Here is a 24,283-nt window from a genome sequence, read left to right as displayed (position 1 = left end):
AGCACACGATCCGTCGCGACTCCGGGGCGGGGATGGGCCTGGACGTGATGTCGTGCACCCACCGGACCGCCGGTGCGCGGGTGGCAATCGCCACGTCCATCGATCTTCGTCATCGCCCAACCGTGGCCGGAGGCGTCCCGGCGAAAGACCCGACCGGTCGCAGGTATCGACGAATATCGCTTATGGGTGGACCTGGGAAGAGTCGAGATGGACACCCTTCCCGTCGACCGGCGGGTCCGGCACGAACAGTGGGTGCAGAGCCGCTGGATCGGTGGCCCCCGGCAGGTCGCGGGCGGCGAGCCAGGCCGCCGCGGAGGCACCGTCGCCGGCCGGACGCAGGGGCGCGACCGGCCACCGCCGGGCCAGCTCCGCGGTGACGGCGACGGCCAGTGGGGTGCCACCGGTGAGCAGGCCGCCGCCGAGGACCACCGGGTCCACCGCGCCGGCGGGTCGGATCCGCGCGACGCTGTCGGCCAGCAGCCCGGCGGCCCGCTCGATCAGCGTGCCGGCGACCGGTTCGGTCTCGGCGGCGGCGACGACCACCAGCGGGGCGAGCCGGGCCAGCTCCACCGCCGGTCGGCGGGTGACCGCCTGCACCACCGCGTCCACGGTCTCCCGGGGCCGGTCGGCGACCCGGTCGTCCCCCAGCAGGGTGGCGAGCACCCGGCGGCCCAGTGGCCCCGGCGTCCGGGCCGCGTCCAGGTCGGCGAGCAGACGCCGGACCGCCTCCCGGCCCAGCCAGAACCCGGAGCCGGCGTCGCCGAGCAACCACCCGTGCCCGTCGGCGACCCGGTCCAGTCGCCACCGGCACACCTGGGCGGCGATCGCCCCGGTCCCGGCGATCAGGATCGTGCCGTCGGCTGCGGCGGTGCCGGAGGCGTACCCGACGAGGGCGTCGCTGTGCACCGTGTACGGGCAGTGCAGGCCGGCGTCCGACCAGGCCCGGTCGAAGGCGGCCCGGCCGGCCGGGTCGGCGCGCAACCGGCCGGCCCCGGCCAACCCGATCGCCCCGGCGCGGACCCGGGTCGGGTCGACGTCGCGCAGCGCCTCCCGCAGGGCGGTCGACAGTTCGGCGGCGGCCCGTTCGGCACCGTGGCTGGTGGGGTTGCCGCCGCCGGCCCGGCCGGTGCCGAGGCGTTCGCCGGTGAGGGTCAGGGCGGTGGCCCGGGTGGACGTACCCCCGACGTCGAGGCCGACCACGACGGTGTCGGACATCCTCGCGGGCCTCCCGGGGGTGCGCTGGTGTGGGGGTGTCCATGCTGGTCGGTGCGGTGTCGCAGGGCAAGACCGGGCGTCGGTGGCGGGCCGTCGCGACAGGTAACAGTTTGAAAACTTCGCCCATGGTCTTGACAGGAAGGGGCCTTCAGTAAGAACTTTTACCACTAACAGTTAACACTCTTTTCCGAAAGGTGCGTCGATGGCCGAGCACGAGGCGGACACCACCGCGGCAACCGCGGTGGTCGATGCCGAGCCGGTCGACCGGCGCAGCGCGGACGGAGTGCTGGCCAGGGTCCGGGCCGGCACGGGGGAGTTGACGGGAGCGTTGCGCCGGGTCGCCGAGCAGGTGCTCAGCGACCCGGAGGCAGCGGCCCGCGCCACCATCGTCGAGCTGGCCGAACGCAGCGGCACCTCACCGGCGACGATCACCCGGTTCTGCCGGGCCATGGGCTTCGACGGCTACGCCGACCTGCGCCTGGGCATCGCCTCCGAGACCGGCCGGGCCCGCTCGGCCGGCTGGACCGTCGACATCGGCCGGGAGATCCAGCCCGGCGACCCGCTGGCCCGGGTGCTCGACCAGATCATGGCCGCCGACACCCGCGCCATGCACGACACCGCCACCCTGCTCGACCTCGCCGAGGTCGAACGGGCCGCCGTCGCCATCGCCGGCGCCGCCCGGGTCAACATCTTCGGCGCCAGCGGCAGCGCGCTGGTCGGCGAGGAGATGCAGTTCAGCCTGCACCGCATCGGGGTGGCGGCATGGGCCTGGAGCGACGTGCACGAGGGGCTGGCCAGCGCCGCGCTGCTCGGCGTCGGCGACGTGGCGCTGGGCATCTCGCACACCGGGCAGACCCGGGAGACCATCGAGATGCTCGCCGAGGCGGGCAGCCGGGGCGCCACCACCGTCGCGTTGACCGGTTTCCCCCGCTCCCCGCTCGCCGAACTGGCCGACATCGTCCTGCTCACCGCCAGCCAGGCCACCACCTTCCGGCCGGACGCGCTGTCCGCCCGGCACCCCCAACTCGTCGTGCTCGACCTGCTCTACATCGCCGTGGCGCAGCGCACCCACGACCGCGCCCACGCGGCCTTCCGGCGTACCGCCCAGGCCGTCGACGGGCACAAGGCCGCGAAGGGGACCACGTCATGATCAGTGCCCAGGGGTACGCGCGAGCCGTCCGGCCCGTCCTCGACCGGCTGCTCGACACCCAGGCCGAGGCGATCGGCCGGGCCGCCGACCTGATCGCCACCAGCCTGCGGGCCGGCGGGGTGCTCCAGGCGTTCGGCGCCGGCCACTCCGAGGCGTTCGCCGCCGAACTGGTGGCCCGGGCCGGCGGCCTGGTCCCCACCAACCGGATCGGCCTGCACGACCTGGTGCTGCACGGCGACGCCCCGCGCGACGTGCTCACCGACCCCAAGCTGGAACGCGACCCGGCCGTGGCCCACCAGCTCTACCCGCTGGCCCGGCCGCAGCCGGCCGACGTCTTCCTGATCGCCTCCCAGTCCGGCATCAACGGCTCGGTCGTCGAGCTGGCGACGCTGGTCACCGGGCACGGCCACCCGCTCATCGCGGTCACCTCGGTCGCCCACACCGCACGGGTCGCGCCCCGCCACCCGTCCGGTCGCCGACTCGCCGAACTCGCCGACGTCGTGCTGGACAACGGCGCACCGTACGGCGACGCACTGCTGCCGCTGGAGGGCGGCGGCGCGGTCTGTGCGGTCTCCTCGGTCACCTCCGCGCTGCTGGCGCAACTGGTGACCGCGGAGGTCGTCCGACGGTTCCACCAGGCCGGAGAGGTACCCCCTATCTACCTCTCCGCCAACGTCCCCGGTGGGGACGCGCACAACCTCGCCCTCGAGTCGCGGTACGCCGGGCGTCTCCGGCGCACCGCCTGACCCGGACACCCAAGGAGAGACGACGATGTCGAACACCCCCGAGACCCCCGCCGCGCTGAGCCGGCGCACCCTGCTGGGCCGCACCGCCGCGGCGGGCCTGCTCGCCACCCCGGTGGTCAGCCTGCTCGGCGCCTGCGCCACCAGCGGCTCCGACGAGACCACCACCAAGGCCGAGGAGGGCACCAAGAGCGCCGCCAACCCGCTGGGTGTCGCCGAGGACGCCCCGCTGGAGGTGGTCATCTTCAACGGCGGCTACGGCGAGAAGTACGCCACCGACGTGCACGAGCCGCTGTACAAGAAGGCGTTCCCCAAGGCGGAGATCAAGCACCAGTCCACCCAGGCGGTCTCCACCGTGCTCCAGCCCCGGTTCGCCTCGGGCAACCCGCCGGAGTTCGTCAACAACTCCGGCGAGAAGCTGATCGACTTCGGGTCGTTGGTGGCCGACGGGCAGCTGATGGACCTCACCGAGCTGTGGGACGCCCCGTCGGTCGACGACCCGAACAAGAAGGTCCGCGACACCGTCGTCCCCGGCACCGTCGAGGCCGGCTCGTTCAACGGCAAGCCGTACGTCCTGTACTACGTCTCCACCGTCTTCGGCATCTGGTACTCGGGCAAGCTGTTCAAGGACAACGGCTGGGCGCCCGCGAAGACCTGGTCGGAGTTCACCGCCCTGCTCGACGGCATCAAGTCCAAGGGCATCACCCCGTACGGCTACGCCGGGGCGAACGCCGCCTACTACCAGTGGAACGTCATCCTGACCCACGCCGCGAAGATCGGCGGCACCGACGTACTCAAGAACATCGACAACCTGGAGGACGGCGCCTGGCAGCAGGACGCGGTCAAGCAGGCCGCCCAGGCATGGGAGGAGATCGGCGCGAAGTACGTCGACAAGAGCTTCGAAGGGCTCAAGCACACCGACGTGCAGCTGCGGCAGAACCAGTACAAGCTGGCCCTCTACCCCAGCGGCGACTGGCTGGAGGGCGAGCAGAAGAAGGACACCCCGGCCGGCTTCGACTACCAGCTGATGCCGGTGCCCAGCCTCACCGGCTCGGACAAGCTGCCCGCCACCGCCGTACGGGCCACCGCCGGTGAGGGTTACTTCGTCTCGGCCAAGAGCAAGAACCCGCGCGGTGGTCTGGAGTACATGCGCCAGATGCTCTCGGTCGCCGGGGCGAAGGGCTTCACCGAGGTGGTCAAGGCCCCGACCGTGGTCACCGCCGGCAGCCAGGGCTTCGCCTTCCCGCCCGGTGTGGCCAGCTCGCAGGCCGCCCTCGCCGCCGCCGGCAAGGACGTGTTCAACCTGTACTTCGACGGCTGGTACAAGGAGCTCGACACGGAGGCGCGCACCGCCACCAACGAGCTGATGTTCGGCCGGATCAAGGCGGACGCCTTCGTGGAGCGGATCCAGAAGCGGGCCGACGCCATCAAGAAGGACAGCTCCGTCGCCAAGTTCACGCGCTGACCGATCGGAGTAGCGGGATCATGCGGCACGGCAAGTATCCGTTCGTGATCGGGTTCCTCTTCGCCCCGGTCACGCTGTACGTGGTCTTCGTCATCGCACCGTACGCGCAGGCGTTCCAGATCTCGATGACCAACTGGCGGGGGCTGTCCGCCCCGCAGTGGGTGGGCTTCGACAACTACCGGCGGCTGCTCGACGACGGGCGCTTCTGGCAGGCGGTCCAGCACCACGGCGTACTGCTGCTTGCCCTGCCGCTGATCACGATCGCCATCGCGTTGTTCTTCGCCTTCCTGCTCAACGTGGGCGGACGCAGCGTGGGTGGCCAGCGGCAGGGGGTCCGGGGGTCGAAGTTCTACCGGGTGGTGTTCTTCTTCCCCCAGGTCCTGGCGGTGGCCATCATCGCGGTGCTGTTCCAGATGGTGTACCGGCCCAACGAGTCCGGCCTGATCAACGGCGTGCTGATGAAGATCGGGCTGGACCCGGTGCTGTTCCTGGTCCGGCCGAACCTGGCCCTGTGGTCGATCATCGCGGTGCTGGTCTGGCAGGCCGTCGGCTTCTACGTGGTGCTCTTCTCGGCCGGGATGGCCTCGATCCCGGGTGAGATCTACGAGGCGGCCGAGATGGACGGGGCGAGCAAGGTGATGCTGTTCTTCCGGGTCACCCTGCCGCTGCTCTGGGACACCCTCCAGGTGGCCTGGGTCTATCTCGGCATCGCCGCGTTCGACGCGTTCGCCATCGTCGCGGTGCTCTCGGTGGACAGCGGCGGCCCGGACGGCGCGACGACGGTGCTGGCGGTGGAGATCTACCGCAACGCCTTCGTCTACTCGAAGTACGGCTACGCCTCGGCGATGGGTGTGGCGCTGTTCTTCCTCACCCTCACGTTCGCGGCGCTGACGCTGCGGTTGACCAAGCGGGAAAGCGTGGAGTACTGACATGGCCGCACAGACGACGCTGCCGCCGGCCGCGGCGGACACCCCGCCCGGCCGGCCCGCCACCCGCACCCGCAAGGGCCGGGGCGAGCACCACGAGGTACGACTGTTCAGCGGGCTCGGTCAGCTGGCGCTCGCCGTCTGGGCGGTGATCGTCATCGTGCCGATCCTCTGGACGTTCCTGGCCGCGTTCAAGAACACCGGCGAGATCTTCAGCAGCCCGTGGACGCTGCCGGCCGAGCTGCGCTGGGAGAACTTCGGCCGGGCCTGGACCAAGGCGCACGTCGGCCGGTACTTCCTCAACAGCGTCTTCGTGGTGTCGTGCAGCACCTTCGGCACCATGCTGTTCGGTTCGATGGCCGCGTACGTGCTGGCCCGGTACAAGTTCCGGGGCAACCGGGCGATCTACTACCTGTTCGTCTCCGGGTTGGCCTTCCCGGTCTTCCTGGCGCTGGTGCCGCTGTTCTTCGTGGTCCGCAACCTGGGCCTGCTGGACACCCACACCGGCGTGATCCTGGTCTACATCGCCTACTCGCTGCCGTTCACCATCTTCTTCCTGGCCGCGTTCTTCCGGACGCTGCCGAACTCGGTGGCCGAGGCCGGCATGATCGACGGCTGTTCGCACACCCGGCTGTTCTTCCAGGTGATGCTGCCGATGGCGAAGCCGGGCCTGATCAGCGTGGCGATCTTCAACATCATCGGGCAGTGGGCGCAGTACCAGTTGCCCCTGGTGCTGCTCTCCAACGCCAAGGACAAGTGGGTGCTCACCCAGGGCATCGCCGACATCTCGGTCAACGCCGGCTACGAGGCCGACTGGTCCGGCCTGTTCGCCGCCCTGACCATCGCCATCCTCCCGATGATCATCGTGTACGCGATCTTCCAGCGGCAGATCCAGTCCGGTCTGACCTCCGGCGCGGTCAAGTAGCCCCCTCCGTCCCGGCGGCGAGGCGACCCGCGCCATCCCGCCGCCGGGCCGGCTGGCGCTCCGCCCTGCCGCCAGCCCTCATGCGTGGTCAGTGCCCGGGACTTCGGTTCTCGGGCCCCGGTTCTCGGGCTCCGGGCCCCGGTTCTCGGGCCTCGGGTCCCGGGCCGCGGTTCTCGGGCCTCGGTTCTCGGGCCTCGGGTCCCGGGGCGCGGGTCACCGGCCGAGGGACTCGGGCTGAACAGACACTCACGTGCGAAGACCGGTATGCCTAGGTGGCATAAATATGCCACCTAGGCATACCTCTCCCTGGCACTACCATCCTGCCGCTGGGCCGCTGGGCCGCTGGGCCGCTGGGCCGCTGGGCCGCTGGGCCGCTGGGCCGCTGGGCCGCTGGGCCGCTGGGCCGCTGGGCCCCGCGGCGGCACCGGGCCCCGCCGCTGCGCTGCGGCAGCTGTCCGGGTGCCGGATCGCCCCCTGCCCCTCAGTACCGCAGTGGGCGATCCGCGGGCGTCGGTAGGTGACGGCCCGACAGGTGGACGGACCCGGCGACCGGCGGAAGCGGCGGGGTGTCACAGGGGCGGGGCAGAATCGGGCCGTGGCGGCGGTGGCGGTGGTGGCGGGCGAGCGGGGCGGTGGCGCGCTCCGGCCGCTGGACGCCGCCGGCCGCCCGTCCGGCCCGGTCGAGCTGGTCGACGACCTGCCCCGCGCGGTCGCCGCCCGGGAGGCCGCCGAGCGTCCCCGCTGGGTGTGGGGCTCCGGCACGGCGGTCTACCCCATCCTGCTGGGTGCCGGGGTGCGGGTCGAGCGGTGCCACGACGTCGAGCTGACCGAGGCGCTGCTGCTGGGGCACGCCGGGCGGTGGGGCGAGCCGCGCTCGCCGGCCGCCGCGTACGCCCGGCTCATCGGGGCCGTGGTCCCACCCGACCCGCCGGCCCGGCCGCCCGCGCCGCCCGGTCACGGCCAGGCTGCGCTCTTCGAGGCCGTCCCCGGGCCGCCGGGCCCCGGCATCGACAGCCTGACCCGGGTGTACGCCGACCAGCTCACCCGGATCGCCGCCACCGCGCATCCCGGCCGGTTCCGGCTGCTGGTGGCCGCCGAGTCGGCCGGTGCGCTCGTCGCGGTCGAGATGGCCGCGGCGGGGCTGCCGTGGCGGGTCGACGTACACGGTGAGATCCTCGCCGAGCTGCTGGGCGAGGCGTCCCCGATGGGCGGGCCGCCCCGGCGGCTGGCCGAGCTGGCCGCCCGGATCGCCGAGGCGCTCGGGGTGCGGCAGCTGCACATCGACTCCCCGGCGGAGCTGATGCGCGCCTTCGCCCGGGTCGGCGTGGAGCTGCCCAACACCCGGGCCTGGGTGCTGCGCGGCGTCGACCATCCGGCCGTACCGTTGGTGCTCGAATACAAGGAGCTGTTCCGGATCTGGACGGCGCACGGCTGGGCCTGGCGGGACGCCTGGGTCCGCGACGGCCGGTTCCGCCCGGAGTACGTCCCCGCCGGCGTGGTCTCCGGCCGGTGGGCGACCCGGGGCGGCGGCGCGTTGCAAATCCCCAAGGTGATCCGGCAGGCGGTGGTGGCCGATCCGGGGTGGCAGTTGGTGGTGGCCGACGCCGGCCAGTTGGAGCCCCGGGTGCTCGCCGCGGTCTCCGGCGACGCCCGGCTGGCCACCGCCGGTGCGGCCGGTGACCTCTATGCGGCGTTGGCGCAGGACTCCTTCGGTGGTGACCGGGCCCGCGCCAAGCTGGCCCTGCTCGGCGCGATGTACGGGCAGACGGGTGGTGCGGCGCTGCCCGCCCTGGCGGTGCTCAAGCGCAGCTACCCGACGGCCTTCGGTTATCTGGAGGCGGCAGCCCGCACCGGCGAGGCGGGCGGTCTGGTCCGGTCCTGGCTGGGGCGGACCTGCCCACCGGGGACAGCCGGCTTCGACACCGGTGACGATGCCCCGGTGGACCCGGACGCCGGGTCGGACCCCCGTTCACCCCGGGCGCGGGCCGCCCGGTCCCGGGGCCGGTTCACCCGGAATTTCGTCATCCAGGCCACCGCCGCCGAGTGGGCCTCGACGATGCTCGCCACGCTCCGGGGCGAGCTGGCCGGCATCGGTGGCGAGCTGGTCTTCTTTCAGCACGACGAGGTGATCGTGCACTGCCCGGCCGAGCTGGCCGATCCGGTGACCGAGGCGATCCGCCGGGCCGGAGCACGCGCCTCGACCCTGCTCTTCGGCGACACCCCCGTCCGCTTCCCCCTCGACCTCTCCACCGTCGACTGCTACGCCCACGTCTAACCCACCCCACCCCCGCTCCTCCTCCCGTCCCCACCCCGCCCATCCCCGGGTCCCCTCCCGTCCCGTGCCCCCGCCCCCTCCTTTCCCCGGTGATCAAGAGGTTTGCGTCAGCAGGATCGAGTTTCCTGACGTAAACCTCTTGATCACCGAGGGCAGGTGGGGGACGGGAGGGGGTGGGGGCAGGGGTGGGGCAGGGTTGGGTGGGTATTACGCGTGAAATATCCGTTTCGTGCCGACACGGATCGGGTGAGGGCTCGTTGCACCCGGTGTGCGTATCGCAGGAATGATCATCGCGGCGGGCGGGGGACGCCGGCTCGGCGGCCCCGAGGCATTACTGCTCCAGGGAGCCCGGCCTCTGGTCAGCTGCATGATCGACACAATGACCGAGGCCGGGTGCGGGCAGTTGGTGGTCGTGCTGGGCGCTGCGGCCGACGAGGTACGGGCGGCGGCTGACCTGAGCCCTGCCACCGTGGTGGTCAACCGGGCCTGGGGCACCGGTGTCGGCTCGTCGATCCGGGCTGGCCTGGCCGCGCTGGCCGACAGGCGGGTCGAGGCGGTGGTGGTGGTCCCGGTCGACATGCCCGGCCTCACCCCGGAGGCGGTCCGCCGGGTGGCCGCGCTGCCCTATCCGGACGTGCTCGCCTGCGCCACCTACGACGGGTTGCGCGGTTACCCGATGCTGTTCGGCCGTCGGCACTGGGCCGGTATCGCCACCCTGGCCAGCGCCGATGTCGGAGCCCGACCGTATCTGCTGGCGCACAAGGACCAGATCGTCGACATCGCCTGCGACTCGGTCGCCGACGGCAACCGGGTCGACACCCCGGAGCTGATGGCGCTCTACGGCCTCACCGTGCCACCGCAGCGGGTCGGCGTCTGACCAGCGCTCAGGCAGGCGGCGGGGATGCCGCCGCCCGCGGAACACGACAGGTGACCGCCAATCGCTCCGCCAGGGCCCCCGACCGTCCCCTCACCCACGAATCCGGCCCCCACCCACGGCCAACCAGGCCGACTCCGCCCCTCCCCGCCCGCATTTCCCCCGGGTGATCAAGAGGTTTGCGTCAAGAATGATCTCCATGTTGACGCAAACCTCTTGATCACCCGGGGCGGGCCGGGGCGGGCCGGGGCGGGCCGGGGCGGGCCGGGCCGGGGCGATGAGGAGGCGGCGGAGGCGGGGTGGAGGGTGGGTGAGGGGGGTTAGACCTCTATGTTGAATCGTTGCAGGACCGAGGGGGCTACCAGGCCGACCGCCGCGAGTACGGAGAGCACCGTCAGCGCGGTGCGCAACACGACCACCTCGGCTTTGCTGCCGGTACGCAGGGCGATGCTGTTCGGTAGCCCGATCATCGTCCACATGCGGCGCTTGATCGGGATCGGCCAGAGGATCGGCACCCCCGCCTTGGTGATCATGTCGCCGAGGATGTGCACGAAACAGCCCACTCCGACCGCCAACCCGATCATGGGGTAGCCGCGGTCGCCGGGCAGGGTGGCGAAGGTGAACCAGGCGGCGGCGGCCGAGACGAGCGTGACGATCACCCAGCCGGCCCGTTCGGCCCACTCGTCGAAGAGCCCGCGCAGCGCCAACCCGATCATGAAGAACAGGATGCTCACCACCGCCCACTTGCCGTACGCGGCGCAGAGGGCGGTGGTGCCCCAGCCGACCAGCACGGTGAACGGGATGGTGTGGGTCAGCGTACGGTGGCCGTTGTTGCGGCGCGGGTCGCGGCTGAGCTTGGTGGCGTAGTAGACGCCGAGGGAGATCTTCTCCATCACCTCGGCGACGAAGAGCGAGAAGACGCCGAAGGTGCGGGCCACCGTCGCGCCACCCTGGTTACGGGTGACCTTGCCGGAGAGGTCGAGGTCGGGAAAGAGCGCGCCACCGGCACAGACCGCCGTGCCGACGGCCAACGCCAGCGGGGACTGGTGGTAGTCGGCGAAGTAGTCCAGCGCCCACGACCCGGTCAGCCACACCGCCGCGCCCGACAGTGCGTGGGACGGTCCCATCATCTCGCCTCGCCCTCCCCGGGTTCTTGATCGACAACGCTACGCCACTGTGCCAGAGCCGTCACCGACGGGGCAATCACCCGGACGATCCACAGGGGACGGTGTCAGTCGGCGGGGCGGAAACTCTGCCTGATCATCAGGAAGTATGTCGCGTTGACCTGCCAGTCGAACTGGTCTGTCAGCCATGAGACGGTGTACGCCCGGTCCCGGGTGACCCGTACCAGCAGCCGGGCGGTGTGCAGCCGGCCACCGGTGGCACCGGTCCACTCGCACTCCCACAGTGCACCACCCCGGAACATGTCCAACGGGGCGATCTCCACCCGACGGTAACCGGTGAGCCGGCCGTCATCGGTGAGCCGGCGTTCCTCGGCCTGCCAGTGGGCGACCGGGTCGGCCGGGGCGTCGCCGGGGGCCACGCTGAGCGCCCGGGGGCCGCCCGGCTCCCGCAGGCAGGTCACCGTGCCCTCGGTGTAGTGCAGCCATCCGGCCGGCGCGGCGATCCGGAATCCGGTCGGGTCCTCGTACCAGGTCCAGCCCGGGACCAGGCCGAACCGCTCACCCGCCGGCGGTGGCGCGGACCGGACCGGGGTGGCGTCCGTCGGCGCGGGCGCGGTGCACGGGAAGGCCGCCGGCCGGGCCACCGGGTTGCCGGCGCCGCCGCCCGGTGAGGACGGGGTGGTGCCGCCGTCGTGCAGGGCGAGCGTCGTCCCGACCCCGGCCAGCAGGGTGCCCGCGACGGCCACCGCGACCAGGGCGATCCGTCGGCGGCGGCGTGCGTCCTCCACCGGCACTGCCGGGGTACGCCCGTCGACTCGACCCGGCCCGTCGACTCGACCCGGCCCGGCGGGACCGATCCCTGCCGGACCGATCCCTGCCGGACCGATCCCGGCGGGATCCGGCGCGGCCGGGCCCGGCCCCAGTGGACCGATCCCGGCTGGATCCGGCCCAGCCAGACCCGGCCCAGCCAGACCCGGCCCAGCCAGACCCGGCCCGGGTCGATCCGGTCCGGCCAGACCCGGCCCGGCCAGACCCGGCCCGGCTGGATCCGGTCCGAGTCGATCCGGTCCCGGTGGACCGATCCCGGGACCGGATCCGGCCGACCCCGGGGGCGGGGGCGCGTCGACGGTTGCCGGGTCGGTCGGGATCTCCGGCCGGTGGACAGCCGCGCCGGGCGGAGGTGGCCCGGCGGGGGAGGGGCTGCCGGTCGGCGGTGCGGCGAGCGCGGCGAGCAGCAACGACTCCGTCTCGGCGGCGGTGGGCCGTTCGCCCGGCTCCCGGCGCAGCAGACCTTCCAGCACCGGACGCAGCGGCCCGGCCCGACGCACCGGGTCGGGCGGCTCGGTGGCCAGGGCGCTCAACGTCGCCATCGCACTGGCGCGGGCGTACGGGGACTGCCCCTCCACCGCCGCGTAGAGCGTGGCGCCCAACGACCACAGGTCGGTACGCGGGTCGGAGACGCCGTCGCGGGCCCGCTCGGGAGCGACGAACTGCGGCGACCCGAGCACCAACCCCGGGCCGGTCATCAGCCCGTCCCCACCGTCGAAGGTGGCCAGCCCGAAGTCGGTGAGCACCACCCGCCCATCGTCGGCGACCAGCACGTTGTGCGGTTTGACGTCGCGGTGCAGCACCCCGGCGGTGTGTGCGGCCCGCAGCGCGGCCAGCACCGCCAGCCCGATCCCCGCCACCCGGTGCGGGTCCAGCGGTCCTTCGATGCCGAGCAGTTGCTGCACCGACCGGGACGGGACGTACTCCATCACGATCCAGGGGTTGTCCCCGTCGTGCACCACGTCATAGATCCGGACCACGTTCGGGTGGTTGAGCCGGGCCGCGGTACGCGCCTCGCGCAGCGTCCGTAGCCGTAGTTCCGAGCGTTCGGACTCGGCGAGCCAGTGGGGCGGGACGACCTCCTTGACGGCGACATCCCGGTGCAGCATCTCGTCGCGGGCCAACCAGACCCGGCCCATCCCGCCGGTGCCGGCCAGTTCGAGCAGGCGGTAGCGCCCCGCGACCAGCTGCTGCTGCACGACTTTCCCCCTCGACTGCCCCCTCACCAGGGTAGCCACCGAGCTGCGGTTTCTCGACCGCAGCGATGGCGACCGCAGCGATGGCGACCGCAGCGATGGCGACCGCAGCGATGGCGACCGCAGCGATGGCGACCGCGGTGACGGTGACCGCAGCGATGGCGACCGCAGTGACGGTGACCGTGACGATGGGGGGCGGGCGCAGCGGCGGGGCCGGTCAGGTGGGTGAGGTCACCTCGGTCGACCGACCCTGGAAGCTCTCCCGCACCACCCGCAGCTGGCTGGTCGAGTTGCTCCAGTCCTCGTCGGCGGCGGACCAGCTGAGGATGAACCCGGACAGGTTCCGACCCGGGATCATCCGGACCGCGTGCTCCCGGCCGCCGAACGGGGTGTCCCAACGGCACTCCCACTGGGCGCCGTCGTCGTCGAGAGTGTCCAGCCTGATCTTGTCGTACCCGGGCAGGGCGTTGAAGTCGAGCTGCGTGCGTTCCTCGGCCCGCAACCGGTCCAGCGCGCCGCCACCACCACCGGCCAGCGGTTCCACGCTGAGCGTCCGGCGGCTGCCCGGGTCGCGGAAGCAGGCCACCTGCCCCTCCTGGGTACGCAGCCAGCCGACCGGGACGGCGATCCGGAAGCCGGCACCGTCGTACCAGGTCCAGCCGGCCGGGGGACGGAACCCGCCGTCCACGGTCGCCGGTCGGCCGGTGACCTTCGTGCCGACCGGATCGGGCCGCAGGCAGGGCAGGGGCGGCGGGGCGAGGCCCGGTGCGCCGGGGGGTGGGTTCGGCCGGCCCTGGTCGGCACCCGGCGGGCCGTACGGGCGGGTGGAGGGCACGCCGGTGACGGGCACGTCGGTGCTGCGCGGCGCGGCCCGCTGCTCGTCGTTGTCGATCGCGAACGTGGTGCCGATGCCCACCGTGGCCCCCACCGCCAGGGTCGCCCCGGCCAGTAGCCAGCCCCGGGTGCCGCCGGGCAGCCGGGTGAACATCCCGACCACCCCACCCGTCCCGGTCGCCCGCCGTGATCCCGCCCCCGCGCCGGACCGCCCCGGGCCCCGTCCACCCGCGCCACCGCGTCCCGGGTCCGCCCCGGGACCGTGTCCCCCCGGGACGCCGGGTTCCGCCCCGGCACCGGCGGGGGCAGGTCCGCCCGACCCCGGCGCGGCGGTGGCCGGGCCGGACGTCGGCACGCTGCCGTCCGGTGCCCCGACACCCGGCCCGGGACGGTCGGACTCCGGGCCCGACGACGTCGAGCCGGTGGTGCCGGCCGACATCGGGGAGGAGGACGTGGTGGGGCGTTCCCCCGAGTCACCGGCGACCCGGCGACCTGGTGGCCCCCACTCCCGTTCGGCGTCGAGTTCCGCGCGGCTCCTGCCCGCGCGGTCCGTCGGCTGCTGCGTCGGCTCGCCGTCCCCGCCCGGCCGGGGCGGCCGGGCCACGCCCACCGGACGGGCGACCGGCAGTATCACCGTCGGCGGCTCGGCGGCGGGCGTCGGCCGGGTCACCGCCTCCAGGCGGCGGTTCGTCTCGTCGTGGCCGATCCGCTGCCGAGGGTCGCGCAGCAGCAACCCGTCGAGGACCGGGCGCAGCGGTCCGGCGTGCGGCGCCGGGTCCGGCGGGGAACTCGCCAGGGCGGCCAGGGTGGCCATCGCGGTGCTCCGGGCGTACGGGGAGCGGCCCTCCACCGCGGCGTGCAGGGTGGCCCCGAGCGACCACATGTCCGCCTCCACGCTGGACACGCCGTCGGCGGCGCGTTCCGGGGCGACGAACTGCGGCGAGCCGAGCACCATCCCGGGGCGGGTCATCAGCCCGTCCCCACCGTCGAAGGTGGCCAGCCCGAAGTCGGTGAGCATCACCCGTCCGTCGTCGGCGACCAGGACGTTCTGCGGCTTCACGTCACGGTGCAGCACCCCGGCGGAGTGCGCGGCCCGCAGCGCGGCCAGCAGCGCCAGCCCGATCTCGGCGGCGCGTACCGGGTCGACCGGGCCGGTGGTGTCCAGCACCGCCTGCAACGACCGCGACAGGACGTACTCCATCACGATCCACGGGCGTTCCTCGATCTGCACCACGTCGTAGACCCGGACCACGTTGGGATGGTTGAGCCGGGCGGCGGTGCGCGCCTCGCGCAGGGTCCGCAGCCGCACCTCGTCGCGTTCGTCGTCGGCCAACCAGGCGGGGGGCACCACCTCCTTGACCGCCACCTCGCGATGCAACACCTCGTCGCGGGCCAGCCAGACCCGGCCCATGCCACCCCGGCCCACCAAGTTCAACAGGCGGTACCGGCCGGCGATCACTACCTGCTGCACCGTTCTCCTCACCATCGGCCGAGGTACACCGTAGCCAATGGATCGGGGCGGACCTATCGGTCGTCGGGTCCCGGTTTCCTCAGCAGGCGGCACCGTCGAACGCCAGCAGGTTGCCCTCGGGGATGGCGATCCGCTGGCGACCGCCGGTCAGCAGGGTCGCGGCGCGTCGGGCCTGGAAGCCGCCGTGTTCGCGACGGGCGGTGGAGTAGCTGCTCACGGTGCGTGCGGCGATGGCCGCCCAGCCGTACCGCTCACCGACCATGGTGCGGGCCCGGCGGGCCACCCGGCGGGCGAAGACCTCGTCGCCGACGAGCCGGTCGACCGCACCGGCGAGCGCGCCCGGGTCACTGTGCGGGAAGGTCACCCCGGTGACGCCCGGCTCGACGATCTCGGCCAGCCCGCCGGTGCTCGCCACGGCCAGCGGGGCGCCGGCCGCCGCCGCCTCCAGGGCGATCATGCCGAACGGCTCGTAGAGGCTCGGCACGACCGTCGCGTCGGTGGCGGCGAGCACCGCCGGGAGCTGTCCGGCGTCGAGGAACCCGGCGAACCGGACGCTGTCGCCGACGTGCAGCCGGCGTACCTGCTCGACCAGCTCGTCCTTGTACGGGCCGTCCCCGGCGATCACCACCCGCAGCCCCGGGTGCCGGTCCCGCAGGTGCGGCACGGCGTCCACCAGGTGCTGCACGCCCTTCTCGTAGACCAGCCGACCGGCGTAGCCGACCAGCGGGCCGTCCCCGGCGAACCGGGCGCGGGCCGAGGCGACCGCCCGGGGCCGGGCCCGCCAGGCCCGGTCGTCGACCCCGTTGGGCACCACGTCGACCCGCCCCGCCGGGACGTCGAACAGCCGGCTCACCTGGGCGCGCATGTAACCGGAGCAGGCGATCACCCGGGTCGAGGCGTTGCTGATCCAGTGTTCGACGCCGTGGATGGTGCGGTTGAGTTCCCCGGGCAGCCAGCCCTGGTGCCGGCCGGCCTCGGTGGCGTGGATGGTGGTGACCAGCGGCAGGTCGAGGTGCTCGGCCAGGGTGACGGCGGTGTGCCCGACCAGCCAGTCGTGGGCGTGGATCACGTCGTAGTCGGCGGAGTCGGTGGCCCGCAGGGCGGTCCGGGTCAGGGTGTGGTTGAACGCCATCGTCCAGGCCAGCAGGGACCCGGTGGCCAGCGGGAAGGTCACCGGGTCCTCGGGGGCGCGCAGGACGCGTACGCCGTCGGCGTACTCCTCCAGCGGCGCCCCCTCGGCGTGCCGGGTGACCACGGTGACCTCGTGCCCGGCGGCGGCCAGGGCGGTGGCCAGCGCGTGTACGTGCCGGCCGAGGCCGCCGACCAGCACCGGCGGGTACTCCCAGGACAGCATCAGCACCCGCTGGTGCCGGGCGGGGTGGATGTCGATCACGTCGGCGTCAGGTGACATGCGGCCCCCTTCGGGTGGTGTCCTGGGCGCACGCCGGTGGGACACCAGAAGGGTGTCCTCGCTGCGGCCCGGGGTTGGGGCCCATCCTGCCCACCGGTGGATAACCAGCGGAGACGCCGCCGTTGCCGGTGTGTAACGCCTGCCTATCGAACCCGCCTGACCCGCAGCAGCTCGGCCACCGACCACGCCTGGAACGGGCAGCCGGTGGCGGCGTGCGGGGCGATGGCGTCCGCCGTCTCGCTGACCGAGCCCAGGCCGGATTCCCCCAGGTGTCCGACCAGCCCGACCAGCAGGTCGTCGGTGGGCAGCCCGGCCCTGCGGTACGCCTCGACGAACGGCCCGACCAGCCACGGCCAGACCGTCCCCTGGTGGTAGGCGCCGTCCCGCTCCGCCGGCCCACCCCGGTGCCGGGGCGCGAACTCCGGCGCGTCGGCGGCCAGGCTGCGCGGGCCCAGCGGAGTGAACAGCCCGGCGGCCACCCGACGCAGCGCCACCGGGTCCGGCTCCAGCGGGGCGTACGGCAGCGACCAGGCGAGCAGCTGGTTGGGGCGCAGCAGGTCGTCGTCGTGGTGCGCCGCCCCACCCAGCGGGTACGCCGGGGCGGGCGCGTCCACCACGTCGTGCAGCCAGCCCGCCGGGGTGGGGAACCGCTTGCCGAACGCGTCCCGGGCCCGGTGGTGCAGCCGCCACAGCTCGGCCGGGTCCTGCCCGGCCAGCTCGGTCAGCTCCGCCAACCCGGCCAGCCCGTTGATCCACAACGCGTTGACCTCGACCGGCTTGCCGGTACGCGGGGTCACCGGCACCCCGTACACCCGGGCGTCCATCCAGGTCAGCGCGGTGCCGGGGGTGCCGCCCTGGGTGATCAGCCCGTCGGCCGGGTCGACCGCGATGCCGTACCGGGTGCCGGCCAGGTGCGCCTGCACCACCCCGTGCAGCGCCGGCAGCAGCTCGTCGCCCAGGTCGGTGTCGCCGGTGACGGTGACGTGCCGGCTCACCGCGTGCAGGAACCACAGCGTCGCGTCGACCGTGTTGTACTCCACCCGACCCGTGTCGGCGGTGTTCGCCAGCATCCCCTCCGACAGCGTCGCCGCGTACCCCCGCAGCAGCTCCCGCCCCTCGTCGGCCCGCCCGGTGCACAGGAACAACCCCTCGTAGGAGGTCATGGTGTCCCGTGACCAGGCCCCGAACCACGGGTAGCCGGCGACCACGTCCGGCCCGGTGGCGGTGCGCACCACGAACGCGTCGGCGGCCAGCGCCAGGGTGGCGTCCACCGCGTCGGCCGGTTTCGCCGCCGCCACCACCGCCCGGTGCCGTTGCCGGGCCGCCGCCACCACCTGCGTCGCCGGCGGCGGCTCCTCGGCCAGGTCACCGGCCCAGGCCAGCACCGACACGGTGTCCCCGGGGCGGTCCAGCGCGCCGGAGAACCGCCCCGCGCACCACAGGTCCTCGTCGGGGTGCAGCCCCCGGGCGGCCTCCTCGCGGTGGTGCACGCCCAGCCACCACTGCCCCTCGGGCGTCCAGTCCGGGCCGGTCAGCCGGTATGCGCCCTCGACCACCGCGCCGCCGTCGGCCGGCTCCACCCGGGGCGTCGGACCGTCGGCCCGCCGCTCGCCGTGCGCGTCGCGCCAGGTGCAGGCGGCCGACAGGTCCAGCCGGACCGGGCCGCCGGCCACCAGCCGGTGCACCACCGCCACGGCGGGCCGGCCGTGGGTCATGGCCAGTTCCCGCTCGATCACCACGTCGCCGATCCGCCACCGCCAGCGCGGTAGCCCGTCGACCAGGTCGAACCGTTCCAGGAACTCGTAGCCGCGCGGGTCGACCACGCCGGAGTTCCACTCGTGCGCGCCGAGCCGGACCCGGGCCCCGGACGGCAGGACCACCGCCGGGTCCAGGCTGACCAGTCCCACCCGGCGGGCGGCCGGAGTTTCCCCGGCGACCACCAGCAGACCGTGGTAGCGGCGGGTCCGCAACCCGCTCACCGTGCCCATGGCGTACCCGCCGAGACCGTCGGTGACCAGCCATTCCCGGGTCGCCCCGGTGGCCAGTTCACCGCAGACCCCCGGCCCGAAACCGAACTCGATCAACTTCTTTCCTCCTGTGGCGGCGAGGTGTAACACGCCACGACGACAATGGCCGCTGTGGTCAAGTACCCCGGCGGCGTCGAAAATGTGCAGGTGCTCACCGACAGATCGCCCTCCGACGCCCCGTCCCCCGACGCCGAGCGGCTCCGGCTCGCCCAGGCTGACGCCGGGGAGCAGGACTGGCGAGCATGGGGTCCCTATCTGTCCGAGCGGGCGTGGGGGACGGTACGGGAGGACTACAGCGAACACGGCACGGCGTGGGACTACTTCCCCCACGACCACGCGCGGTCCAGAGCCTACCGGTGGAACGAGGACGGCATGGCGGGCGTCTGCGACGACCGGCAGACGTTCTGCTTCGCGCTGGCGCTGTGGAACGGCGTCGACCCGATCCTCAAGGAGCGGATGTTCGGCCTCGGCGGCGACGGCGGCAACCACGGCGAGGACGCCAAGGAATACTGGTGGTACCTCGACAGCACCCCCACCCACTCGTGGATGCGCTGGCGCTACCACTACCCGCAGGCCGCCTTCCCGTACGACGAACTGGTCGCCGTGAACGCCCTGCGCGGCCGGGACGAGAACGAGTACGAGCTGGTCGACACCGGCATCTTCGACGACGACAGGTACTGGGCGGTCACCGTCGACTACGCCAAGGCGTCCCCGACGGACATGTGCATCCTGGTCACCGTCGCCAACCGGGCCGACGAGGCGGCCACCCTGCACGTGCTGCCCACGCTGTGGTTCCGCAACACCTGGGCCTGGGGTCCGCCCGGCGCGGACCGGGTGCCCCGGCTGACCGGCGAGGGTGGCCGGCTGGTCGGCGAGCACTGGGTGCTGGGGCAGATCCTGCTGGAGGGCGACGGCGAGCCGGTTCCGCTGCTCTGCGACAACGACACCAACGCCGAGCGGCTGTGGGGGCTGGCCGGTCGCTCGCCGTACCCGAAGGACGGGATCAACGACCACGTGGTGGCCGGCGCGGCCACCGTCAACCCGGACCGGGAGGGCACCAAGGGTGCCCTGCACTACGTGCTGGAGGTGCCGGCCGGCGGGCAACGGCAGATCCGGTTGCGGCTGACCCGGACCGCCCCGCCGCCCGGGGCCGTCGCACCGGCCCCGGCGGAGCTGGGCGCGGGCTTCGACGCGGTGGTGTGGGCCCGGCGGGCCGAGGCGAACCGCTTCTTCGCCGGGGTGATCCCGGCGGCGGCCGGCGCCGACGAAGCGCTGGTCGCCCGGCAGGCGATCGCCGGGCTGATGTGGGGCAAGCAGTTCTACCACTTCGACGTCAAACGGTGGCTGGAGGGCGACCCGGGTTCGACGCCGCCGGCCGGCCGCCGGCACGGGCGCAACAGCGCCTGGTGGCACATGACCAGCTTCGACGTGATCTCCATGCCGGACCCGTGGGAATATCCCTGGTACGCCGCCTGGGACCTGGCCTTCCACTGCGTCACCATCGCCCGGGTCGACCCGGGCTTCGCCAAGGCACAGGTGCTGCTCCTGCTCCGCGAGTGGTACCTGCACCCCAACGGCCAGATCCCGGCGTACGAGTGGGCGTTCGGTGACGTGAACCCGCCGGTGCACGCCTGGGCGGCGTTGAAGGTGTTCGAGATCGACGGCGGGCGCGACCACGAGTTCCTCGCCCGGGTGATGCACAAGCTGCTGCTGAACTTCACCTGGTGGGTCAACCGCAAGGACACCGGCGGCAACAACCTGTTCGAGGGCGGTTTCCTCGGGCTGGACAACGTCGGCCCGTTCGACCGCTCGGCGGCGCTGCCGGTCGCCGGGGTCCTCGAACAGTCCGACGGCACCGGCTGGATGGCGATGTACGCCCTCAACCTGCTGGACATGGCGATCGTGCTGGCCGAGCACGACCGGGCGTACGTGGACACCGCGACGAAGTTCTTCGAACACTTCGCGTACATCGCCGCCGCCGGTTACTCGCAGGGGCTGTGGGACGCCGAGGACGCGTTCTTCTACGACGTGCTGCGCCTCGCCGACGGCAGCCAGGTGCCGTTGAAGGTCCGCTCGGTGGTGGGGTTGCTGCCGTTGGCGGCCACCACCCGGCTCAGCGCCCGTACCCTGCAACGCCTGCCCGAGCTGGGGGCCCGGCTGCGCTGGTTCCTCACCCAACGGCCCGAGTACGCCGACGTGATCGGGGCCCGTCGGCTCGGCCCGGACGGGCGTCAGCAGCGGCTGCTGTCCATGGTCGGCCCGGAGCAGGTGGTCCGGCTGCTGGCCCGGATGCTCGACCCCGACGAGTTCCTCTCCGACTACGGTCTGCGTACGCTGAGCCGGGCCCACCTGGACAAGCCGTTCGCGGTCGACCTGGGCGGGCAGGAGTTCTGCGTCGGCTACGAGCCGGCCGAGTCGACGAGCGGGTTGTTCGGCGGCAACTCCAACTGGCGCGGCCCGATCTGGATGCCGACGAACTTCCTGCTGATCAGCGCGCTGCGCGACTACGCGGCGTTCTTCGGCGACGACCTGCAGGTGGAGTACCCGACCCGGTCGGGGCGCAAGTGCACCCTGGACGAGATCGCCGATGACCTGTCCGTCCGGTTGATCTCACTGTTCACCCGGGACGACTGGGGCCGCCGGCCGATCTACGGGGCGTGTCAGCTGTTCCAGACCCATCCCGACTGGCGGGACCTGATCGCCTTCCCCGAGTATTTCCACGGCGACAACGGCGCCGGGCTCGGGGCCTGGCACCAGACCGGGTGGACGGCGCTGGTGGCCGACCTGATCCTGACCCTGCGCCGGGACAACCCGGATGTGCCGGGCGGGCCGGGCCGCTAGCGTGTCCGTCGGCCGCCGCCGTCCGGGCGGGGCGATCCTTTCGGGAGGGGACCGGATGAGTGCGGGTGGGACCGGAACGGCCCCGGGTGCGGGCGCGACGACGCTGATCTTCGACGCCGACGACACGCTGTGGGAGAACAACGTCCTGTTCGAGCGGGTGATCGACGACTTCCTGGACTGGCTCGACCATCCGAGCCTCGACCGGGCCCAGATCCGTACCGTGCTCGACGACATCGAGCGGGCCAACGCGGTGGCCCACGGCTACGGCAGCAAGGTCTTCCTGCGCAGCCTCGGCGAGTGCCTGGAGCGGCTGCGGGAACGGCCGGCCACCGACCGGGAACGTGCGGACATCGACGGGTTGGCCACCGCGCTGGTCAACCACCAGGTCGAGTTGATGCCCGGGGTCGCCGACACCCTCGACGCCCTGGCCACCCGCTACGACCTGCTGCTGCTGACCAAGGGGGACCGGGAGGAGCAGCAACGCAAGCTGGACGCGTGCGGCCTGCTGCACCACTTCACCGCAGCGCACGTCGTGGCCGAGAAGGACGCCGGGACCTACCGGTGGCTGGCCCGGGAACACGGCTTCGCGCCGGCCGACGCGTGGATGATCGGCAACTCCCCGAAGTCGGACATCCTGCCGGCGCGGGCGGCCGGGATGCGGGCGGTGTTCATCCCCAACGAGAACACCTGGGTGCTGGAGAACGACGACCTCGACCCGGCCGACACCGGGGTGATCCGGCTGGCCGCCTTCCCGGATCTGCTCGCCCACTTCTGAGCGCCAACAGCGTCGACCCGGCTGACCGTGTCACGCCGGGATGCCGCAATTCCGCCCCGGCGGGAATCACCCCCGCAGCCCCCACCTACCTGCTTGCCCGGCCCGGCGACGGGTGCCTAACCTGGGCCCGCGTCCGGCGCCATTCGGGGTGGCCGGGACGCGCCGAAGTCCGACGCCCGGAGCACCGTGGAGCTGAGTGCAGGCGGCCTGGCCCGAGTGTCGGGCCCGACGTGGGCGGCCTGCCCCGCCCGTCGTGCTCGCACCGGCGACCACCGCTGCCGGGCCGGACGGCTGGCGGTCAGGGCCGGGGAGTTGCGGACCCGGCCCTGACCCAACCGGACCAGCGCCCGGCGATCCTCGGGACACCGGGTGTCGTTCGTGGTGCGATCATCTCGGGATGGAAACCACACCCGGCTCGGCACCGGCGACGGGTCGCGGGCGGCCGCTCCCGCCACCGAACCGGGCCTCCCGGCTGACCACCCTGCCCGCCGGGACCCGCCAGGTCGTCATCGTCACCGGCAGCAGCTACTCCACCACGTACGCCACCGTGGAGACGTTCCACCAGGCGGGCGGGCGCTGGGTGGCGGTCTCGGCCCCGTTGGCCGCCCGGCTGGGCGCGAAGGGGTTCAGCGACAACCACACCGAGGGGGTGGCGACCACCCCGACCGGGGTCTACTCCTTCGGCCCCACCATGTACGGCATCGCCGCCAACCCGGGCGTGCGCTTCCCCTACCACCGGGTGGTAACCGACGACTGGTGGAACGAGAACCCGAACTCGGCGGCCTACAACACGTTCCAGCACAGCAGCACGAACCCCGGCGGATACAGCGAGGCGTTGTGGCGGGAGGTGCCGGCGTACACCCACTTCGCGGTCATCACCTACAACATGCCGCCGACCGTGCCCAAGCCCGTGCCCGACGCCGGCAGCGGCATCTTCCTGCACGAGTTCAGCAAGGCCGGCGGCGGCCCGACCGCCGGGTGCGTCAGCATGTCGCACGCCGACCTGGTGACCGTGCTGCGCTGGCTGGACCCGAAGCACGCCCCGCGCATCGTGATCTGCCCGGCCCAGAACCTCGGCCGCTACTGATCCCCGTCCGGTGAGGGCTCGGCCGGTGTCGGGCCCTGGCTGGTGGGCTTGACCGGTGTCGTGTCGGGTCCTGGCCGGTGGAGGGCATGGTCGGGGTGCGCCCTGGCCGGTGCAGGGCCTTGGTCGGGGTTGAGCTGGCACGCGGTGCGCCGGGGTCAGGCGATCTCGTCCCGGACGATCGCCACCGCCACCCGGCAGAACTCGTCCATGTCGGGCCGGAAACCGGCGGCGATGTCCGGGTGCAGCCCGGACCGGGTCTCGTCGAGCAGCTGCTGGCAGACCTGCTCGACCGGCTCGCCCGCATAGCCGGCCCGGACCCGGTCGGTGGCCGCCTGGAGGGCCGAGGTCAGCTGATCCTCCAGTGGGCCGCGCAGCTTCTGCTGCACCGGATCGAGCCCTCTCGGGTCGAGCGTGACATGTGGCTCCGACATCGGCGCTCCCTTCGTCGGCGTCCGCGGTACCCCACCGCGGACGTCGGTCAAACCACGGCTGACGCGTCGGCCACCCGGACCTGGTACGAGAAGTCCTCCGCCGGTTCCTCCCGGTACGACAGCCGGCGGATCTGCCGGTCGTCGACGTAGAGGGCGACGTCGACCAGGACCCCGAGATGGGCCAGCCCGATGTTGGCCACCCGCTTCTTGTCCTGGAGCACCGCGCACACCCCGCCCAGCAGGGTGCTGGCGTCGGAGGTGCGGTGCCCGGGTGGGCACCGCAGGATCAGGTCGACCTCGATCGGCCCGGCCAACGGCGTCCAGCCGGTCTGCTGGGCCGCGGCGCAGGCCGCCTCGAGCAGGGCGCGGACCCTCGTCGCCTGCCGATGGCCGGCAGCGAAGATGGACAGCGCCTCGGTTTTCACCGGTGGCAGGCCGCTCACCTCGAACGTCAGGGCGAGAGCGCGGGTGTCCTGCACCACGGGGCACCTCCTCGTTGAGGACGATCCTGCCCGGGCCGGGGGCGCGCAGTGGGAGTTCGCGGGAGAACCCACCGAACGGGCAGGCTGATGTCGGCCGGAGGCGTATCGACTACGACGGCGACGCGCTGGCTGTGGAGTGAGTGCATCAACGCTAGTGCACACGGCACACGCGGGATAGCCCTGCCGCACCCGCCGACCGGACA

18 protein-coding genes are annotated in these 24,283 nt (G+C 73.0%); 10 read left to right on the top strand and 8 right to left on the bottom strand.

Going from position 1 to position 24,283, the window contains the following annotated elements:
- Positions 1-180: 180 nt before the first annotated feature.
- Positions 181-1,215 (bottom strand): BadF/BadG/BcrA/BcrD ATPase family protein, encoded by a 1,035-nt coding sequence (locus AB0B63_RS01585; RefSeq protein ID WP_357013697.1) that lies wholly within the window; start codon positions 1,213-1,215, stop codon positions 181-183.
- Positions 1,216-1,417: 202 nt separating this feature from the next.
- On the opposite strand from AB0B63_RS01585, the gene AB0B63_RS01580 reads away from it, so the two are divergent.
- The 7 genes from AB0B63_RS01580 (at position 1,418) to AB0B63_RS01550 (ending at position 9,576) form a co-directional block, all read left to right on the top strand.
- The gene (locus AB0B63_RS01580) at positions 1,418-2,365 is read left to right on the top strand and encodes a MurR/RpiR family transcriptional regulator (RefSeq protein ID WP_208570898.1); all 948 of its coding nucleotides are present in this window, start codon (positions 1,418-1,420) and stop codon (positions 2,363-2,365) included.
- Positions 2,362-3,111, top strand: a complete 750-nt coding sequence (locus tag AB0B63_RS01575; RefSeq protein WP_208570897.1) for an SIS domain-containing protein — start codon at positions 2,362-2,364, stop codon at positions 3,109-3,111. Before AB0B63_RS01580 ends, AB0B63_RS01575 begins: the two co-directional genes overlap by 4 nt.
- A 25-nt stretch (positions 3,112-3,136) precedes the next feature.
- The gene (gene ngcE, locus AB0B63_RS01570) at positions 3,137-4,573 is read left to right on the top strand and encodes an N-acetylglucosamine/diacetylchitobiose ABC transporter substrate-binding protein (RefSeq protein ID WP_357013693.1); all 1,437 of its coding nucleotides are present in this window, start codon (positions 3,137-3,139) and stop codon (positions 4,571-4,573) included.
- Positions 4,574-4,593: 20 nt separating this feature from the next.
- Positions 4,594-5,502: a sugar ABC transporter permease gene (locus AB0B63_RS01565; protein WP_208570895.1), complete on the top strand. Its 909-nt coding sequence runs from the start codon at positions 4,594-4,596 to the stop codon at positions 5,500-5,502.
- A 1-nt stretch (position 5,503) separates the two neighbouring features.
- Positions 5,504-6,424 carry a carbohydrate ABC transporter permease gene (locus tag AB0B63_RS01560; RefSeq protein WP_357013688.1) on the top strand — a complete coding sequence of 307 codons (921 nt, stop codon included), beginning with the start codon at positions 5,504-5,506 and terminating at the stop codon, positions 6,422-6,424.
- 595 nt (positions 6,425-7,019) lie between these two features.
- The gene (locus AB0B63_RS01555) at positions 7,020-8,699 is read left to right on the top strand and encodes a bifunctional 3'-5' exonuclease/DNA polymerase (protein WP_357013685.1); all 1,680 of its coding nucleotides are present in this window, start codon (positions 7,020-7,022) and stop codon (positions 8,697-8,699) included.
- A gap of 283 nt (positions 8,700-8,982) precedes the next feature.
- The gene (locus tag AB0B63_RS01550; RefSeq protein WP_357014368.1) at positions 8,983-9,576 is read left to right on the top strand and encodes an NTP transferase domain-containing protein; all 594 of its coding nucleotides are present in this window, start codon (positions 8,983-8,985) and stop codon (positions 9,574-9,576) included.
- A gap of 317 nt (positions 9,577-9,893) precedes the next feature.
- Here the strand turns inward: AB0B63_RS01550 and AB0B63_RS01545 are convergent, their stop codons facing one another.
- From AB0B63_RS01545 to AB0B63_RS01525, 5 genes are all read right to left on the bottom strand, one after another.
- Positions 9,894-10,703 carry a metal-dependent hydrolase gene (locus AB0B63_RS01545; RefSeq protein WP_219463626.1) on the bottom strand — a complete coding sequence of 270 codons (810 nt, stop codon included), beginning with the start codon at positions 10,701-10,703 and terminating at the stop codon, positions 9,894-9,896.
- Positions 10,704-10,804: 101 nt separating this feature from the next.
- Positions 10,805-12,724 carry a protein kinase gene (locus tag AB0B63_RS01540; RefSeq protein ID WP_357013681.1) on the bottom strand — a complete coding sequence of 640 codons (1,920 nt, stop codon included), beginning with the start codon at positions 12,722-12,724 and terminating at the stop codon, positions 10,805-10,807.
- A gap of 214 nt (positions 12,725-12,938) precedes the next feature.
- The gene (locus AB0B63_RS01535; RefSeq protein ID WP_357013678.1) at positions 12,939-15,026 is read right to left on the bottom strand and encodes a protein kinase; all 2,088 of its coding nucleotides are present in this window, start codon (positions 15,024-15,026) and stop codon (positions 12,939-12,941) included.
- A 79-nt stretch (positions 15,027-15,105) separates the two neighbouring features.
- The gene (locus AB0B63_RS01530) at positions 15,106-16,437 is read right to left on the bottom strand and encodes a glycosyltransferase family 4 protein (RefSeq protein WP_208569774.1); all 1,332 of its coding nucleotides are present in this window, start codon (positions 16,435-16,437) and stop codon (positions 15,106-15,108) included.
- A gap of 143 nt (positions 16,438-16,580) precedes the next feature.
- A complete protein-coding gene (locus AB0B63_RS01525) occupies positions 16,581-18,521 on the bottom strand; it encodes an amylo-alpha-1,6-glucosidase (protein WP_357013675.1) in 1,941 nt (646 codons plus the stop codon).
- A gap of 45 nt (positions 18,522-18,566) precedes the next feature.
- On the opposite strand from AB0B63_RS01525, the gene AB0B63_RS01520 reads away from it, so the two are divergent.
- From AB0B63_RS01520 to AB0B63_RS01510, 3 genes are all read left to right on the top strand, one after another.
- Entirely contained in the window at positions 18,567-21,305 is a 2,739-nt protein-coding gene (locus AB0B63_RS01520; RefSeq protein ID WP_357013672.1) for a glucosidase, read from the top strand.
- A 55-nt stretch (positions 21,306-21,360) separates the two neighbouring features.
- Positions 21,361-22,080, top strand: coding sequence for an HAD family hydrolase (locus AB0B63_RS01515; RefSeq protein WP_357013670.1), 720 nt, complete (start codon positions 21,361-21,363; stop codon positions 22,078-22,080).
- Positions 22,081-22,477: 397 nt separating this feature from the next.
- Positions 22,478-23,167, top strand: a complete 690-nt coding sequence (locus AB0B63_RS01510; protein WP_208569778.1) for a L,D-transpeptidase family protein — start codon at positions 22,478-22,480, stop codon at positions 23,165-23,167.
- A 155-nt stretch (positions 23,168-23,322) separates the two neighbouring features.
- Here the strand turns inward: AB0B63_RS01510 and AB0B63_RS01505 are convergent, their stop codons facing one another.
- Positions 23,323-23,598: a hypothetical protein gene (locus AB0B63_RS01505; protein ID WP_208569779.1), complete on the bottom strand. Its 276-nt coding sequence runs from the start codon at positions 23,596-23,598 to the stop codon at positions 23,323-23,325.
- Positions 23,599-23,645: 47 nt separating this feature from the next.
- A complete protein-coding gene (locus AB0B63_RS01500) occupies positions 23,646-24,077 on the bottom strand; it encodes a hypothetical protein (RefSeq protein ID WP_208569832.1) in 432 nt (143 codons plus the stop codon).
- Positions 24,078-24,283: the final 206 nt, after the last annotated feature.

Source organism: Micromonospora sp. NPDC049081, assembly GCF_040648835.1.
Classification (GTDB): Bacteria; Actinomycetota; Actinomycetes; order Mycobacteriales; family Micromonosporaceae; genus Micromonospora; species Micromonospora antibiotica.
The sequence above is the reverse complement of the archived record's forward strand: the minus strand, read 5'-3'. Positions and strand labels throughout refer to the sequence as shown.

Excerpts from the sequence above, each read along its gene's own strand:
- AB0B63_RS01530 (WP_208569774.1), bottom strand. The coding sequence starts at position 16,437 with ATGTCACCTGACGCCGACGTGATCGACATCCACCCCGCCCGGCACCAG.
- AB0B63_RS01505 (WP_208569779.1), bottom strand. The coding sequence starts at position 23,598 with ATGTCGGAGCCACATGTCACGCTCGACCCGAGAGGGCTCGATCCGGTG.
- AB0B63_RS01550 (WP_357014368.1), top strand. The coding sequence starts at position 8,983 with ATGATCATCGCGGCGGGCGGGGGACGCCGGCTCGGCGGCCCCGAGGCA.
- AB0B63_RS01565 (WP_208570895.1), top strand. The coding sequence starts at position 4,594 with ATGCGGCACGGCAAGTATCCGTTCGTGATCGGGTTCCTCTTCGCCCCG.
- AB0B63_RS01560 (WP_357013688.1), top strand. The coding sequence starts at position 5,504 with ATGGCCGCACAGACGACGCTGCCGCCGGCCGCGGCGGACACCCCGCCC.
- AB0B63_RS01545 (WP_219463626.1), bottom strand. The coding sequence starts at position 10,703 with ATGATGGGACCGTCCCACGCACTGTCGGGCGCGGCGGTGTGGCTGACC.
- AB0B63_RS01515 (WP_357013670.1), top strand. The coding sequence starts at position 21,361 with ATGAGTGCGGGTGGGACCGGAACGGCCCCGGGTGCGGGCGCGACGACG.
- AB0B63_RS01580 (WP_208570898.1), top strand. The coding sequence starts at position 1,418 with ATGGCCGAGCACGAGGCGGACACCACCGCGGCAACCGCGGTGGTCGAT.
- AB0B63_RS01520 (WP_357013672.1), top strand. The coding sequence starts at position 18,567 with ATGGCCGCTGTGGTCAAGTACCCCGGCGGCGTCGAAAATGTGCAGGTG.
- AB0B63_RS01510 (WP_208569778.1), top strand. The coding sequence starts at position 22,478 with ATGGAAACCACACCCGGCTCGGCACCGGCGACGGGTCGCGGGCGGCCG.
- AB0B63_RS01575 (WP_208570897.1), top strand. The coding sequence starts at position 2,362 with ATGATCAGTGCCCAGGGGTACGCGCGAGCCGTCCGGCCCGTCCTCGAC.
- AB0B63_RS01585 (WP_357013697.1), bottom strand. The coding sequence starts at position 1,215 with ATGTCCGACACCGTCGTGGTCGGCCTCGACGTCGGGGGTACGTCCACC.
- ngcE (WP_357013693.1), top strand. The coding sequence starts at position 3,137 with ATGTCGAACACCCCCGAGACCCCCGCCGCGCTGAGCCGGCGCACCCTG.